Here is a 15,035-nt window from a genome sequence, read left to right as displayed (position 1 = left end):
ACGCCCGCCGCAATGTGTCGACAGGTGTCAAGTTCTAGCTTGGCTCGGGAGCGAGCGGCAGCAGATAGGCCGCTTGGCCGAGGTGCTGGGCGCAGTCGTCGATGATGCTGACGATCCGGGCGCTGGCCGTCACCGGCGGATCCCAGTTGCGGTCGATGACCTTCTCCAGGTCCGCTGCGGTGACTCGGGCGACGAACTGCAGCGTCGCGTCGTGCAGGGCGTGGTAGTAGCCGGCCAGCAGTTCCGCCGACGCCTGCACCTTGGCGACCTCGGCCGGCCCGTGGCCGTAGCCGCTGTCGTTGCGCGGCAGATCCAGGCCGAACCGGTCGACCCATCCGCCGGATTCCCACACCTGCTCGATGCCCGCGATCGGCGCGAGCTGGATGTCCTGCACCCGCGCGCTGTGCCAAATCAGCCAGGCGATGCTGTTGGCGCTCGGCGATGGTCGATAGTTGGCCTGCTCGTCGGTCAGGCCGTCGGTGATCTCGTCCACATGCTCGATCAGCCGGGTGAAGGAGTCGCGCAACAACTCTCGGGCAGCGTCGTCAGCCATGAGCGCGACCCTACGCGTGGCAGACGGCTTCGACATTGTTGCCGTCGGGGTCGCGGACGAAGGCGGCAAAGTAGCCCTCCCCGTATTCCGGCCAGAGCCGCGGGGCGTGCAACGACTCTGCCCCCAGCTCGACCGCTGCGGCGTGAAAAGCGTGTACCGCGTGGACGTCGGCCGCCGCGAAGGCGAAGTGAGTCTCCCGGTTCGGTCCCATCGTCGCGCCTTCGGCGATCCAGAAATCCGCCTTGCCATCCCGCCCGTAACCGATGGCCACGCCGAAATCCTGCAATCGCGAACACCCGAGCACGCTGAGTACGCGGTCGTAGAACCGCTGCGAGCTGGCGAAATCCGAGCAGTTGATTACCAGATGATCAAGCATCAGACGATCCTGGCATCTGGCACCGACACGGTCGTAGATTCGTTGGATGACCTACGACCTGATCATCCGCAACGGCACCATCGTCGACGGCCTCGGCGGTGAGCCGTTCGTCGGCGACGTCGCCGTCAGCGACGGCGTGATCGCGGCGGTCGGCTCGATCGACGACGCCGATGCCGCGCGCGAGATCGACGCATCCGGGTCGCTGGTGACGCCCGGCTTCGTCGACCTGCACACCCACTACGACGGCCAGTCGATCTGGTCGGAGCGGCTGACGCCGTCGTCGGCGCACGGCGTGACGACCGTGGTGATGGGCAACTGCGGCGTCGGCTTCGCGCCGTGCCGGCAGGAGGACCACGACGTGCTGGTCGACGTGATGGCCGGCGTGGAAGACATCCCTGGTGTCGTGATGACCGACGGGCTGCCCTGGAACTGGGAGACGTTCCCGCAGTACATGGACGCCCTCGAGGCGGGCAAGCGCGATATCGATGTAGCGGCGTATCTGCCGCATTCGCCGCTGCGCGTCTACGCGATGGGACGGCGCGGCGCCGAGCGCGAAGAGGCCACCGCGGAGGATCTGGCGCTGATGCGAAAGCTGGCCAAGGAGGCGATCGAGGTGGGGGCGCTGGGCTTCGCCACTTCGCGCTTCACCATTCACAAGACCGAAAGTGGTTCGCCCATACCGAGTTACGACGCGGCACGCGAGGAGATCGATCAGATCGCACGCGGCGTGGTCGACGGCGGCGGCGGACTGCTGCAGTTCGTGCCGGACATCCCCGCGGGCGGCTACCAGCCAGTGCTGCAGACGGTCTTCGACGTGGCCGAGGATGTCGGCCTACCGGTGACGTTCACGTTGGTGGTCGCCAACAGCGGCGAACCGACCTGGCCCGACGCCATCACGATGATCGAGAAGGCCAACGCGGCCGGCGGCGACATCACCGCGCAATTGCTGCCGCGCCCGATCGGGCTGATCATCGGACTTCAGTTGAGCGCCAACCCATTTGTGCTGTATCCCAGCTACCGCGAGATCGCGGATCTGCCGCTGGACGAGCGCGTGGCCGAGATGCGTAAGCCCGAGGTCCGCGCCCGCATCCTGGCCGACAAGCCCGGGCATGGGCACCCCATCCTGTACGTGGCGCAGATGTGGGACTGGATCTTCCCGCTGACGGATAACCCCAACTACGAGCCGGACCCGGCCGACAGCATCGGCGCCAGGGCGCGCGCCAAGGGCGTCGACCCGATGGCGGAGGCCTACGACCGGTTGCTCGACGACGAGGGCCGCGCCATGCTGTTGGTCGCGACCAGCAACTTGGAGAACCAGTCGCTGGACACCGTCGGAGAGTTGCTGCACCGCGACGACGTGGTGCTCGGCCTGGGTGATGGCGGCGCGCACTACGGAATGATCTGCGACGCAAGCTATTCCACGTATTTCCTGACGCACTGGGCGCGTGACCGCAGGACGGGGCGCTTCGAGGTGGCCGAGGCCGTGCGTCGGCTCACCTCGGTGCCGGCGCGCGTCGCCGGGCTGGCCGACCGCGGCCGGATCGCCGTCGGCTACAAGGCCGATCTCAACGTGATCGACCACGCGGCGCTGCGCATTCACAAGCCCGTGATCGTCCACGACCTGCCCGCCGGCGGGCGTCGCCTCGACCAGACCGCGGACGGCTATGTGGCGACGATCGTCTCCGGTGAGGTGATCGCCGAGAACGGCGTGCCGACCGACGCGCGCCCCGGCAAGCTGATCCGCGGCCGCCAGCCTGTGCCCGCCTGACCCGAGTGTCCACTGTGCAGGTAATGCATGGCGGTCCCTCTCGTCAGCGCGCATAAGCCGCACAGTCGGCGCTAAGTGGGACAGCCCGCTGCGCGCAGCTTGCAGCGGACGCGTTCGATGATCACATTAGGCCGGGACAGCATCTCGGCGCTGACTCTGACGACAACCCAACCGAGGTCTTCGAGCATCGCGATCCGATCGATGTCCCACGAACGCTGATATCGGTCGGACCAGTGCTGGATGCCGTCGTACTCGACAGCGACCCGCCACTCGCGCCAGCCCATGTCGACCCGTATGCGCACTACACCGAACTCGTCGGAGAATTCGATTTGCGTCTCCGGCCGCGGTAAGCCGGCATCGACGAGTAACAGACGAACGCGACTCTCCTGCGGAGATTCTGCGCCACCGTCGAGCAGTGTCAACGCGCGTCGCAGGCTTCGAATACCTCGGGCGCCGGGGCTGGCAACAGCAAGCGCGACGACGTCAGCGACCTTGAGATTCGTCGCGTTCGCAAGTGCATCCAGAATGGGGATAGTGCGGTTCGCGGACAACGACCGTCCAATATCGAACGCCGTCCGCTCCGGACATGTGACTCGAATTCCATCACGGGTGACCACTTCCCGGTCGTCCAGATCAAACGTATGAACGAGGATTCCAGCCGGCGCATGGCGGTTTCGACGGCACAACTCGGCGGGCGCGCAGGCGTCCAACCACTTGGTTCCGAGCACGGCCGCAGCGGAAATTCCCGTTAGCGTTGCGTCGCCGCCGGACCACAGCCATGCCGCGCGAGCCCGGGTGAGTGCAGTCAGCGTCGCCTGCTTCGACACGTAGACGTTGCGGTAGACGGGCCGATAATCCCGCTGCAGCGTCCAGGTCGAAAGCTCGCCTCGCCGTACGGCCTGCCGACCGAGTATCGGCCACTCATCCTCGCCCACAGGCGAGATCTTCGATCAGACGGGCCGAAGACGCTCCCGTCTATGCACAGGGCATCGAGTGTGCAGCTTCTGCTAGCTGAAACGGAGAGTTAGCGTCGAGAAGCTGCACACTCGGCGGCGCGAGGTGGCTAGTTGGCCGACAGCGCGTCGAACAGCGCGGCCAACTGGTCCGGCGAGACCGACGAGTTGCACCGGCCCTTGAGGTCCAGCAGCGGCTGCGCGATGCCCTTCAACTCCAGCGCCTCGCCGACGTGACTGAGAAAGTAACCACGCACCGACGACTTCGCCTCGGCGGGTGATTGGTTGACCGCACTGGTCAGCACGTTGTTGACGTCCGGGTGGCCGTCGAGGTAACCGCTTGCCGAGTTCAGCACACCGCTGGCAGTGGCGGCGACGCCGCTGGCCGAGCACGGGTCGGGCGCGGCGACCGCGGACGGCGCCAGGATCAGGCAGGCCGCGCAGCTGGGGATCACTCCAAAGATTGTGCGCCGTAACATTTTTCGCATAGTTCCGTTCCCTTCGTCCCCAACTGTTCGGATATTCAGCCTATCCTCAGTCGCATGAGCCGTGTCCAACCCCTTGCCCCGCCATGGAGCGAGGAAGACGCCGCAGGCATCAACAGCTGGGGTCACCCCGACCGTACCTATGAGCCGCTGCTACTGGTTCGCTGCCTGCAGCGCCACCCGACGCTGGCGGCCCGGCTGCGCAAGATGGGCGAATCCCTCTACCTCGCCGCGCTCCTACCACCGCGCACCCGGACCATCGCGATCCTGCGGACCTGCGCGCTGGTCGGCTGCCGATACGAGTGGGGTGGGCAGGCGGCGTTCTGGGGGCCCATCGCCGGCGTCGGCGACGACGAGTGCGACGCGCTGGTCACCGGAGGACCGGAAGACCCGCGATGGACGCCCGCCGACCGGACCGTGATCGAGGCGGTCGATGAACTGGAGCGCACGGGCTCGTGGACGGACGCGACCTGGACGGCCCTCGGCCGCGACCTCGACGACGAGCAGCGCATCGAATTGCTCACGGCCGTCGGCTGGTATCGCACGATCTGCACGCTGTGCAATGCGCTCGCGCTGCCGGTGGAGGGCTGGATGCGCCCCTGGCCGGCCTCAGCCCGCTGACCGGTCCCGGCGCAGGCCGGGATGCTGACTCTTCAACAACGGCATCAGCAGTCGTCGCGGCATGAACTGGAACAGCCGGGTACTGAGCCGGCTGGGCAGCCCGGCGATCACCGTGCCGCGGTCGCCGACGAGCGCGTCGACACCGATCCGTGCGACATCCCGCGACGGCATCCACAGGAACTTCGGAAAGGCGGCGGCGAACGCCCGCTCGTCCATGCCCGCGCTTTCCAGGAACCCGGTGCGCACCGGGCCCGGGTTCAAGAGCGCCACGGTGACGCCGGTGCCGGCGAGCTCGCCGCGCAGACCCTCGGTGTAGGACTTCACGAACGCCTTGGTCCCGCTGTAGCCGACCTGCCCCGGGAAGGGGTGAAAGCCCGCGGTGGATCCGACGTTGAGGATCGCGCCACGCCCGCGGGGCACCATCTGCTGGACCGCGCGGGTGGTCAGGTCGATGACGGCCTCAACGTTGACCCGCACCTGCGCGATCTCGTCGTCGACGGCGGTCTTCAGCACCGACCCGATAGTGCCGATTCCGGCATTGTTGACCAGGATGTCGACGGTCAGGCCCCGACCGGCCACCTCGTCGAGCAGCCCGGCGCGCGCCGTCGCGTCGGCGACATCGCAGACGACCGTCTCGACGCGAACCCGGCCGGAGAGTTCGTCGGCCAGCGCACGGAGTTTGTCCTCGCGGCGGGCGACCAGCGTGACGCCGTGACCACGGTCGGCCAGTTCGCGGGCGATGTCGCTGCCGATGCCCGACGAGGCACCCGTCACGACGGCGGTGCTGGTGGGCGACGGTGTCGGGAGGGCCATTTCTCGAACGTACCGGCGTTGACTCTGCGCTGAGGGCGGGGCCTCCTCGCACTTCTGCGCCGTGAGCGCAGAATCAAGAGACAAAAAGGCCCGACTCCGCTGGGGAGCCGGGCCTTTTCGTTGACTTGCTAGAAGTCCATGCCACCCATGCCACCGGTCGGGTCGCCGACGGGAGCGGCGGCCTTCTCCGGCTTGTCGGCCACGACGGCCTCGGTGGTCAGGAACAGCGCCGCGATGGACGCCGCGTTCTGCAGCGCCGAACGCGTCACCTTGACCGGGTCGGCGACACCCGCCTTGAGCAGGTCCTCGTACTCACCGGTGGCGGCGTTAAGGCCGACGCCCGGCTTCGAGTTGGTGACCTTCTCGGCGACAACGCCGGGCTCGAGCCCACCGTTGAAGGCGATCTGCTTCAGCGGAGCCGACAGCGCCACGCGCACGATGTTCGCGCCCGTCGCCTCGTCACCGGTCAGCTTCAGGTCGTCCAGCGACGGGGCCGACTGCAGCAGGGCGACGCCACCACCGGCGACGATGCCCTCTTCGACGGCAGCCTTGGCGTTACGCACGGCGTCCTCGATGCGGTGCTTGCGCTCCTTGAGCTCCACCTCGGTGGCAGCTCCGGCCTTGATCACCGCAACACCGCCGGCCAGCTTGGCCAGGCGCTCCTGCAGCTTCTCGCGGTCGTAGTCGGAGTCGCTGTTCTCGATCTCGGCGCGGATCTGCGCAACCCGTCCGGCGATGGCGTCGGAGTCACCGGCACCCTCGACGATGGTCGTCTCGTCCTTGTTGATGACCACCTTGCGAGCCGTGCCCAGCAGCGCGACATCGGCAGTCTCCAACGAGAGGCCGACCTCTTCGCTGACGACCTGGCCGCCGGTCAGGATCGCGATGTCCTGCAGCATGGCCTTGCGGCGGTCACCGAAGCCCGGCGCCTTGACGGCGACCGACTTGAAGGTGCCGCGGATCTTGTTCACGACCAGGGTCGACAGCGCTTCGCCCTCGACGTCCTCGGCGATGATCAGCAACGGCTTGCCGGACTGGATGACCTTCTCCAGCAGCGGCAGCAGGTCCTTGACCGTCGACACCTTCGACGAGACCAGCAGGATGTACGGGTCCTCGAGGACCGCTTCCTGACGCTCGGCGTCGGTGACGAAGTAACCCGAGATGTAGCCCTTGTCGAAGCGCATACCTTCGGTGAGCTCCAGCTGCAGGCCGAAGGTGTTCGACTCCTCGACGGTGATGACACCCTCGTTGCCGACCTTGTCCATAGCCTCGGCGATCAGCTCGCCGATCTGGGTGTCGCCGGCCGAGATGGCGGCGGTGGCCGAGATCTGCTCTTTGGTCTCGACCTCTTTGGCCGACTTCAGCAGGGTCTCGGTGACCTTCTCGACGGCCTTCTCGATGCCGCGCTTGAGGCCCAGCGGGTTGGCGCCGGCCGCGACGTTGCGCAGGCCTTCCTTGACGAGCGCCTGAGCGAGCACGGTCGCCGTGGTGGTGCCGTCACCGGCAACATCGTCAGTCTTCTTGGCGACCTCTTTGACCAGCTCGGCGCCGATCTTCTCGTAGGGGTCCTCCAGCTCGATCTCCTTCGCGATGGACACACCATCGTTGGTGATCGTGGGGGCGCCCCACTTCTTCTCCAGGACGACGTTGCGACCCTTGGGTCCCAGCGTCACCTTTACCGCGTCGGCGAGGCTGTTCAGGCCCCGCTCGAGGCCGCGACGGGCCTCTTCGTCGTACGCAATTGTCTTGGCCATTGCGAAGTGATTCCTCCGATAGGGGATGACACGTCTCTGGTCGGGTGCAGTGCCCGCGACGGACGGCCTGGGTGTCTTCCGCTGATGCGGCCCCGGCCTCACCGTCCCGACCTAGCACTCACCGGTCGGGAGTGCCAGTGTCATTTTTAGCACTCGCCTATATCGAGTGCAAGGTCGCCCTGCGTCGATGCGCGCCACGCAGTGGCGGGAGGAGGAGCAGGGCCAATGATGAAGCCCGGGCCTATCGCGACGGGCGTAAACCGTCGATCACGACGTCGGTCAGCCGCGCGGCGCGTGCCTCGTCGTAGCCCTGCATCGCCTGGCAGCCGACCATGAGCGCCTTGATCTCCGGCACGTCGACATCGGCGCGCACGGTTCCTGCGGCCTGCGCGGCCTTCAGCAGCTCGCCCAGCAGCGCGCGGAACGCATCCTCGGCGTCGGGTGCGCACTCGTTGACGTCGATACCCAGGCCACCGAGAGCCTCGACCAACCCCTGATCGGTGGCGCCGAAATCCAGCACCATCGACCGCAGGAAGGCGAACAGCGCCTCACCCGGACCCGGGTCGTCCAGCAGCCCCCGACCTGCGGTGATGACGTGCTGGATCCGGCTTTCGACGACGGCCGCGAACAGGTCCTCCTTGGTCGGGAAGTGCCGGTAGACGGTCCCCGCCCCGACTCCGGCGCGACGGGCGATCTCGTCAATCGGCACGGACAGGCCTTCGGCCGCGAAGGTCTCGTAGGCAGTTTCCAGCACCCGGGCGCGGTTGCGTGCGGCGTCGGCACGAAGCGGCTTCGCGGGTACAGGCATTGATGACCACCTAGCGGTTGACAAAGCGGGGCGCACGTTCCGTATAGTCGTGACCATCAACCGGGGCGCACGCCCCGTTTACTCTACAGCGCGAGGAGCTTCCCATGGCCAAATGGACCACCGCCGACATTCCCGACCAAACCGGCCGCGTTGCGGTCATCACCGGATCCAACACCGGCCTCGGCTTCGAGACGGCGGCCGCGCTCGCCGCCAAGGGAGCCCATGTGGTGCTCGCGGTGCGCAACCTCGACAAGGGCAAGGACGCCGAGCTGCTGATTCGGCGGCAACACCCCAATGCCGACGTGGCCCTGCAAGAACTCGACCTGACGTCGTTAGAGTCGACCCGCTCCGCAGCGGATCAGCTGCGAGCCGACCACGACCGCATCGACCTGCTGATCAACAACGCAGGCGTGATGTACCCGCCGAAGTCGACCACCAAGGACGGTTTCGAGCTGACGTTCGGCACCAACCACCTGGGCCACTTCGCGCTCACTGGACTGCTGCTGGACAGGCTGCTTCCGGTCGAGGGGTCCCGCGTCGTGACGGTCAGCAGCATGGGCCACCGCATTCGCGCCGACATTCACTTCGACGATCTGCAGTTCGAGCGCGGCTACAACCGGGTCAAGGCCTACGGGCAGGCGAAGCTGGCCAACCTGATGTTCACCTACGAACTCCAGCGACGCCTCGCTCCGCACAAGACGACGATCGCTACGGCAGCGCATCCGGGCGGCTCGAACACCGAGTTGATGCGCCACCTACCCGGTTGGGCCGCGTCCGCATACCCCGTGCTCGCGCCGTTGTTCCAGGACGCCGCCATGGGCGCGCTGCCGCAACTGCGGGCGGCGACCGACCCGACCGTGGTCGGCGGGCAGTACTACGGTCCGGCCGGCTTCGCGCAGACGCGCGGCTATCCCAAGGTCGTGGGCTCCACCAAGAAGTCGCATGACCCGGAGAAGCAGCGCAAGCTCTGGGCGGTGTCGGAAGAACTCACCGGGGTGACGTTCCCGGTCTAACCGATGTCGAGCAACTGCTCGTAGAACCCGCCGATCCGGCGAGCCGGGTCATTCAGGTGGATCTCCAGGATCCAATGACAGACCCGGCCCTGCGGGTCGGTGCGGCGCATCGGCTTGCTCGACCCCGGCGTCACGTACCACTGGGCGTCGTTGCCGACGACCTTCTTGTGCGGGAACTCCCCGAGCAGGTGGCCGGCGATCGGGCTGCCGAACTCGAAGCCCTCGTCGTGGGCGAGTGCCACGACGTGCTCGTACAACTCGGCGCCGCTGACGTGCTCGTGGCTGTCGAAGTAGGCGCGACCGCCGTCCCACACTCGGGGTAGTGCGTCGCGGAGCGCGAGCTTGTGCGGGTCGTCGCCGAGGACGAAGGTGCGGCCGAAGTCGGCCTCCCACTCCTCGAAGATGGGGCCGAGGTCGAGGAAAGCGATGTCACCCTCGGCGATCACCCGGTCCGGGGGATGCTCCTTGAACGGCTGCAGGGTGTTCTCGCCCGCCCGCACGATGCGCCGATGCCAGTGGGCCTTGACGCCGAGGAGTTCGGCGGCCAGGTCGCGGATCTCGTCGGACAGTTCCTTCTCGCCGACACCGGGCCGGATCAGGCCGCGCGCCTCGATCTCCTCGAACAACTGCGCCGCCTTGGCCTGGGCGTCGAGCAGCCGTTCGGCGCGGGCGCTCTCGTCGGTCACCGCATCGATGCTACGGCCAGGGCGGCTCAGCGACCGCCGAGCAGGCGCTGCTTCTGCTCGTTGAACTCCTGGTCGGTCAACGCGCCCTTGTCTTTGAGGTCGGCGAGTTTGCCGAGTACGTCGGTGATTTCGCGCATCTGCGCGGCGGGCGCGACCGGTGGCGCCTCCGTCGCGGTCTCCGCCGTTGTGGCGACCACCGCCGGCCGGGCGGGGGTCGCATTGCGGTCGGACGGTGTCGAGCCGCGGCCCGGCATCGCCATCAGCGGCGCCTGCCCCAGAAGCGGCATGTCGCTGAGCAATCCCGGCGTGTTCGCGGCGGGGCTCGCGATCGGCGCCTGCATCGCGGCGAGCCGAACCTGCGGGGCCGCCGTCGTCCACCCCTGCGGCACCGACAGGCGGCCCAGCGAGCCGGCCTCACCCATCTCCGCGGACACCGCGCTCGCCTTCGACGCACGGACCGGCGGCGGCTTGGGCGCCGCGGGCCTCTGCGGCTCGTCCGCACCGAACAGGTCGCCGGTGATCTTGTCCTCGGTCTTGGTGATGAAGCCCGCGGCGCCCGACAGCCCGATCAGCCCCACGCCGTTGCCGAGCAACCCGGACCCCAGCGATGCCAGGTTGTAGACGTTCGAAAATTCGTCGAAGCCGGTCAACCCGCTGGAGGATTCCAGCGACTGCAGGGCATTGGGCACCTCCGACATCAGCGCCTGCGCATTGCCGGCGGAAGTGCCCGCCGCCTGTCCGGCCGCGGCGGTCTGGCCCGCGACTCCGTTCTGGTCGGTCGTCTGCTGCGGCTCGGCGAACGCCGTCACCTGCGATGCCGTCCTGGCCGCTCCCGCGTAGCCGTACATCGCGGCGACGTCCTGGGCCCACATCTCGGCGTAGGCCACTTCGTTGGCGGCGATCGCCCCTGCGTTCTGACCCAACAGATTTGTTGCCTGCAACGTGAGCAACTGCGCACGATTGGTCGCGACCGTCGCGGGCGGCACGGTCATCGAGTAGGCCGACTCGTACGCGAGGCTGCCGCCTTGGCCTGCGCGCCGGCCTGTGACGCCTGGCCTGCGGTAGCGCGCAGCCACTCCATCTGCGGCGCGGCCGACGCCGCCATCTCCTCCGAGGAGACGCCTTGCCACGCCTCGCTGGTGAGCCCCGACACCACCGACCCGTAGTCGGCGGCCGTCGTGTGCAGCTCGTCGGCAAGGTCGTCCCACGCCGACGCCGCGGCGAGCAGCGGTCCCGGCCCGGGGCCGGCGTACATCCGTCCGGAATTGACTTCCGGAGGCAGCGCCGCGAAGTGCATGCTGTCTCCTCACCGATACCGCGTGCGGGTCAGCAACCCTTGCTACCACCGGATCCGGACGGTCTCGAATGCAAAGCGGCCGGTCGGTGGGGCCGGGCGAGCGGGAACCGCCCGTTGCGGTGCGACTTCAGCGATCAAGATCGCATTTTGTTGCCTTGCGCACACCACCGCCGGACCCGGCGGCCGGGGGCGACGCGCCGCTTTACTGCAGAGATGCACGGCCCGATCTCCTTGCCCTAGACTGCATCTCGATCAGATTGGAGTCTCGGGTGCGGGCAGTTGAAGCGCCCAGCACCCGGGCTTTGCGGGGCTGGCAACGTCGAGCCTTGGTGCGTTATCTGAGCGCCAAACCGCGCGACTATCTGCTGGTCGCCACCCCCGGTGCGGGCAAGACCGCGTTTGCCCTCCGGATCGCCGGGGAGTTGCTGGCCGACCGCACCATCGATGCCATCACCGTCGTCGTCCCCACCGAGCACCTCAAGGTGCAGTGGGCCGCGTCGGCGGCGATCGACGGCATCGCGTTGGATCCGAACTTCAGCAACAGCGCGGCGCACACGTCGTCGGAGTATCACGGCGTCGTCGTCACCTACGCACAGGTGGCCAGCCACCCGACGAGACACCGGGTCCGTACCGAGGGCCGTCGCACGTTGGTCATCTTCGACGAGATCCACCACGGCGGTGAGGCGAAGAGCTGGGGCGACGCGCTCCTGGAAGCCTTCGGCGACGCCACCCGCCGGCTGGCGCTGACGGGTACGCCGTTTCGCAGCGACGACTCCCCGATCCCGTTCGTGCGCTACGAACCCGACGCCGCCGGGGTGCTGCGGTCGAATGCCGACCACACCTACGGCTACACCGACGCGCTCGCCGACGGCGTGGTGCGCCCGGTGGTGTTCATGGCCTACTCCGGCGAGACCCGTTGGCGCGACAGCGCCGGCGCCGAGTACGCCGCCCGACTCGGGGAGCCGCTCAGCGCCGAGCACACCGCGCGGGCCTGGCGTACCGCGCTGGACCCGGCCGGCGAGTGGATGCCGGCGGTCGTCAAGGCGGCCGACACCCGGTTGCGGCAGCTGCGGGCAGGCGGGGTGCCGGACGCCGGGGGCATGGTGATCGCCTCCGACCAGAAGGCCGCACGCGCGTATGCCGTTCTACTGCAACGCATTACCGGCGAAGAAGCCACGGTCGTGTTGTCCGATGACCCCGGGGCGTCCAAGCGGATCGCCGAGTTCTCCCGGTCCGACACGCGCTGGCTGGTTGCGGTGCGGATGGTCTCCGAGGGTGTCGACGTGCCGCGGCTGGCGGTCGGCGTCTACGCCACCAGTGCGTCGACGCCGTTGTTCTTCGCGCAGGCCATCGGCCGGTTCGTCCGGTCGCGGCGGCCCGGTGAGACCGCGAGCGTCTTCCTGCCGTCGGTGCCGGCGCTGCTACTACTGGCCAGCGAGCTCGAAGCCCAGCGCAATCACGTTCTGGGAGAACCACATCGGCCGAACGAGATGGACGAGCTCGCCGAGGCGCAGCAGCGTAAGGACGAGCCGTCCGAGATGGACAACACGTTCGAGTCGCTGGGCGCCGACGCCGAACTGGACCAGGTCATTTTCGACGGCTCGTCGTTCGGCACCGCGACGCCGGCCGGCAGCGACGAGGAGGCCGACTACCTTGGCATCCCCGGCCTACTGGACGCCGGGCAGATGCGAGAGTTGTTGCGGCGCCAGCAAGAAGAGCAGTACGACCGTCGCACCCGCGACGGCGTGGCCACCGCCGAGCCGGTCACCAGACACGGCCAGTTGCGTGACCTCCGCCGCGAACTCAACGCGTTGGTGACGGCTGCCCACTATCGACTTGGCAAGCCGCACGGCTGGATTCACAACGAGCTACGCCGACTCTGCGGCGGGCCGCCGGTCGCGGCGGCGACCAGCGAGCAGCTGGCCGCCCGCATCATCGCGGTGCGCGGGCTGACCGCCTAGCTTCTCGCCCAGATGCTTTCGGCCACCCACGGCGATGCCTCGGCGGCGATCGACCACGCCACGTCGTCCGGGACGTCGATCAGCGGGTAGCGCTTGACGCCCGCGGCCGTCGCAGCCACCAGCGTCGCAACCTTGGCCCGGCGTTGGAACGGCGTCTGACGCACGGTCCAGCTGATGATGCCCGCGGTGGCGAGGCAGTCACGCCGTCGCTCCACGCTGCCCGAGCGCATCACCAGCCAGCCGTCGTGAACCCGGTGGCCCAGCGCGCCGATCCGGTCGACGGCCAGCAACGCGCACCACGCCGTGACGGCGATCCACGCGGGCCAAACCCACACCGGCACAGTGTTTTTCCCGCCTATCATGAGCGCCGCCGCCAGGCCCACCCCGACCAACACCGACAGGCCGAGCCCGCGCGTCCAGCGTCGGAGCGCGGCCCGTCGACCGTGGCCCCGCAGCGGACCTGTCACCACCTCGGGGTCGCCGACCAACTCGGCCAGCACCGCCTCGGCCGTCGCCGCCGGGCACGGCGGCAGCAGGACCGATGCCTCGCCGGCGCCGTGCACTCCGGTCATCACGGCGTCCAATCGCGCGCCGCCGAACATCCGCACCAGCAACGGCTGGCGCAGCGTCCCGCCACGCAACCTGCTCATGTCGTAGGCGCGCTCGCGCAGCCGCAGCAGTCCGTGCCGCAGGTGCAGGACGTCGGACTGACGCAGCAGCACTAGGTTGCCCCAGGTGAGCAGCGACCGCACGACGGCCAGCACCACCGACGCGACCAGGATCGCGCCCGCCACGATCTCGACGGTCCGGGTGGTGCCGAGGCGTTGCACCTCGTCCAGCACCGACGTGACGATGCGCGAATGTTGCAGCGGCCCAACGAATCCGTATTGGTAAACCAGGCCGGCCGCAGCGGCCAGCGTCAGCAGTCCGGACACGCTCAGCGGCGAATAGCGCAGCCAGGCCGGCTGCCAGCGGGCCAGTACGTCGGAGGGCACCGCCGCGGCGGACTCCTCGGCAGGCGCGGTCGTGTCGGCCAGCAGAATGGCTTTCAGCCGCGGCACCTGCCCAACCTCGACGGCGTTCAGTTCGAAAACCCCGGAACCGCTCTCGCCCTTGGCCTGCTGACCGGTGCTGACCCGCACCACCGCCAGCCCCATCACTCGGTGGAGCAGCCGCGCGTCACTGCTCACCGATCGAATCCTGTTCAGCGGCAACGACAAAACCTTGCGCTGCAGTAACCCGGTCCGCAGCTGCAGTTGGCTCGCGTTGATGCGATAGCTGGTGGTCACCCACCGCGCCACGCCGACCACCAGGGTGTAGCCGAGCACGCCGAACGCCCACCACTGGTTGCCGGTGGTGGTGCCAACGACGATGGCGCCGATCAGAAACGGCAACTCGCGTGCCAGCTCGTAGATCGGGTGGACCAGCAGCATCCTGGGACTCAGCCGCTGCCAAGTCATGTCGCGTCCTCGGCGCCGATCGCGGCGATGTCGGTCAACTGCGCGACGAGATGGTCGGCGACGTCGATGTCGAGCGCCACGATGTGCACCGCGCCGGCCGACGAGGCCGTCGTGACGGTGACATTGGCCAGACCGAACAGCCGGTCCACCGGGCCCCGGTAGGTGTCGACGGTCTGCACCCGCGAGATGGGCGCGATGCGCCGCTCCTGAATCAGCCATCCGGTGCGGGTGAACACCGCCTGCGGCCCGAGTTCCCAGCGGTGCACGCGATAGCGCCAGACCGGGACGACGGCCGTCGAGACGATCAGACCCAGCACGGTCACGACGCCGATCAGGATGTGCAGCCACGGCATTCGCCTGTCGAACTCGAGCCAGACGATCTGCCCCGCCGCCAGCAGCAGCCAGGGCAGGACGCCGCCGACCGCCCACCGCAGCGGCGCGCGTCGACTGGGCAGATGTGCGGGATCAACCATGTCCACGCCTACAG

The 15,035-nt window shown here is 68.3% G+C and carries 14 protein-coding genes and 1 pseudogene; 4 read left to right on the top strand and 11 right to left on the bottom strand.

Going from position 1 to position 15,035, the window contains the following annotated elements; genetic code table 11:
* Positions 1 to 34: 34 nt before the first annotated feature.
* Positions 35 to 553, bottom strand: a complete 519-nt coding sequence (locus tag PT015_RS20830) for a mycothiol transferase (RefSeq protein ID WP_285186940.1) — start codon at positions 551 to 553, stop codon at positions 35 to 37.
* 10 nt (positions 554 to 563) lie between these two features.
* The gene (locus PT015_RS20825; protein ID WP_285186938.1) at positions 564 to 929 is read right to left on the bottom strand and encodes a VOC family protein; all 366 of its coding nucleotides are present in this window, start codon (positions 927 to 929) and stop codon (positions 564 to 566) included.
* Positions 930 to 975: 46 nt separating this feature from the next.
* Here PT015_RS20825 and PT015_RS20820 point away from each other — a divergent pair, with 46 nt between their 5' ends.
* Positions 976 to 2,697 carry an N-acyl-D-amino-acid deacylase family protein gene (locus PT015_RS20820; RefSeq protein ID WP_285186937.1) on the top strand — a complete coding sequence of 574 codons (1,722 nt, stop codon included), beginning with the start codon at positions 976 to 978 and terminating at the stop codon, positions 2,695 to 2,697.
* 71 nt (positions 2,698 to 2,768) lie between these two features.
* Here the strand turns inward: PT015_RS20820 and PT015_RS20815 are convergent, their stop codons facing one another.
* Positions 2,769 to 3,632 (bottom strand): endonuclease domain-containing protein, encoded by an 864-nt coding sequence (locus PT015_RS20815; RefSeq protein ID WP_285186936.1) that lies wholly within the window; start codon positions 3,630 to 3,632, stop codon positions 2,769 to 2,771.
* Between the two features lie 128 nt (positions 3,633 to 3,760).
* Positions 3,761 to 4,105 carry a heme-binding protein gene (locus PT015_RS20810; protein ID WP_285186935.1) on the bottom strand — a complete coding sequence of 115 codons (345 nt, stop codon included), beginning with the start codon at positions 4,103 to 4,105 and terminating at the stop codon, positions 3,761 to 3,763.
* An 87-nt stretch (positions 4,106 to 4,192) separates the two neighbouring features.
* Here PT015_RS20810 and PT015_RS20805 point away from each other — a divergent pair, with 87 nt between their 5' ends.
* Complete coding sequence (locus PT015_RS20805) at positions 4,193 to 4,756, top strand: carboxymuconolactone decarboxylase family protein (protein ID WP_285186934.1); 564 nt, start codon at positions 4,193 to 4,195, stop codon at positions 4,754 to 4,756.
* Here the strand turns inward: PT015_RS20805 and PT015_RS20800 are convergent.
* The 3 genes from PT015_RS20800 to PT015_RS20790 form a co-directional block, all read right to left on the bottom strand.
* Positions 4,745 to 5,569, bottom strand: a complete 825-nt coding sequence (locus PT015_RS20800; protein ID WP_285186933.1) for an SDR family NAD(P)-dependent oxidoreductase — start codon at positions 5,567 to 5,569, stop codon at positions 4,745 to 4,747. The genes PT015_RS20805 and PT015_RS20800 overlap by 12 nt on opposite strands.
* A 128-nt stretch (positions 5,570 to 5,697) precedes the next feature.
* On the bottom strand, positions 5,698 to 7,323 hold the full coding sequence (groL, locus tag PT015_RS20795) for a chaperonin GroEL (protein ID WP_285186931.1): 1,626 nt from the start codon (positions 7,321 to 7,323) through the stop codon (positions 5,698 to 5,700).
* A 241-nt stretch (positions 7,324 to 7,564) separates the two neighbouring features.
* Entirely contained in the window at positions 7,565 to 8,131 is a 567-nt protein-coding gene (locus PT015_RS20790; protein WP_285186930.1) for a TetR/AcrR family transcriptional regulator, read from the bottom strand.
* 104 nt (positions 8,132 to 8,235) lie between these two features.
* Here PT015_RS20790 and PT015_RS20785 point away from each other — a divergent pair, with 104 nt between their 5' ends.
* Positions 8,236 to 9,144, top strand: a complete 909-nt coding sequence (locus PT015_RS20785; RefSeq protein ID WP_285186929.1) for an SDR family NAD(P)-dependent oxidoreductase — start codon at positions 8,236 to 8,238, stop codon at positions 9,142 to 9,144.
* Here the strand turns inward: PT015_RS20785 and PT015_RS20780 are convergent.
* Together PT015_RS20780 and PT015_RS20770 are read right to left on the bottom strand one after the other, a co-directional pair.
* Complete coding sequence (locus PT015_RS20780) at positions 9,141 to 9,830, bottom strand: M24 family metallopeptidase (protein WP_285186928.1); 690 nt, start codon at positions 9,828 to 9,830, stop codon at positions 9,141 to 9,143. The two genes, PT015_RS20785 and PT015_RS20780, sit on opposite strands and share 4 nt — an antisense overlap.
* A 26-nt stretch (positions 9,831 to 9,856) precedes the next feature.
* Positions 9,857 to 11,127 (bottom strand): annotated as a pseudogene (locus tag PT015_RS20770) (PPE family protein, SVP subgroup).
* A gap of 269 nt (positions 11,128 to 11,396) precedes the next feature.
* Here PT015_RS20770 and PT015_RS20765 point away from each other — a divergent pair.
* On the top strand, positions 11,397 to 13,088 hold the full coding sequence (locus PT015_RS20765) for a DEAD/DEAH box helicase (protein ID WP_285186927.1): 1,692 nt from the start codon (positions 11,397 to 11,399) through the stop codon (positions 13,086 to 13,088).
* Here PT015_RS20765 and PT015_RS20760 read toward each other — a convergent pair.
* Entirely contained in the window at positions 13,085 to 14,548 is a 1,464-nt protein-coding gene (locus tag PT015_RS20760; RefSeq protein ID WP_285186926.1) for a PH domain-containing protein, read from the bottom strand. The two genes, PT015_RS20765 and PT015_RS20760, sit on opposite strands and share 4 nt — an antisense overlap.
* A complete protein-coding gene (locus PT015_RS20755) occupies positions 14,545 to 15,027 on the bottom strand; it encodes a PH domain-containing protein (RefSeq protein WP_285186925.1) in 483 nt (160 codons plus the stop codon). Before PT015_RS20755 ends, PT015_RS20760 begins: the two co-directional genes overlap by 4 nt.
* Positions 15,028 to 15,035: the final 8 nt, after the last annotated feature.

The organism is Candidatus Mycobacterium wuenschmannii (genome assembly GCF_030252325.1).
GTDB lineage: Bacteria > Actinomycetota > Actinomycetes > Mycobacteriales > Mycobacteriaceae > Mycobacterium > Mycobacterium wuenschmannii.
This window is presented reverse-complemented; position numbering and strand designations above follow the sequence as displayed.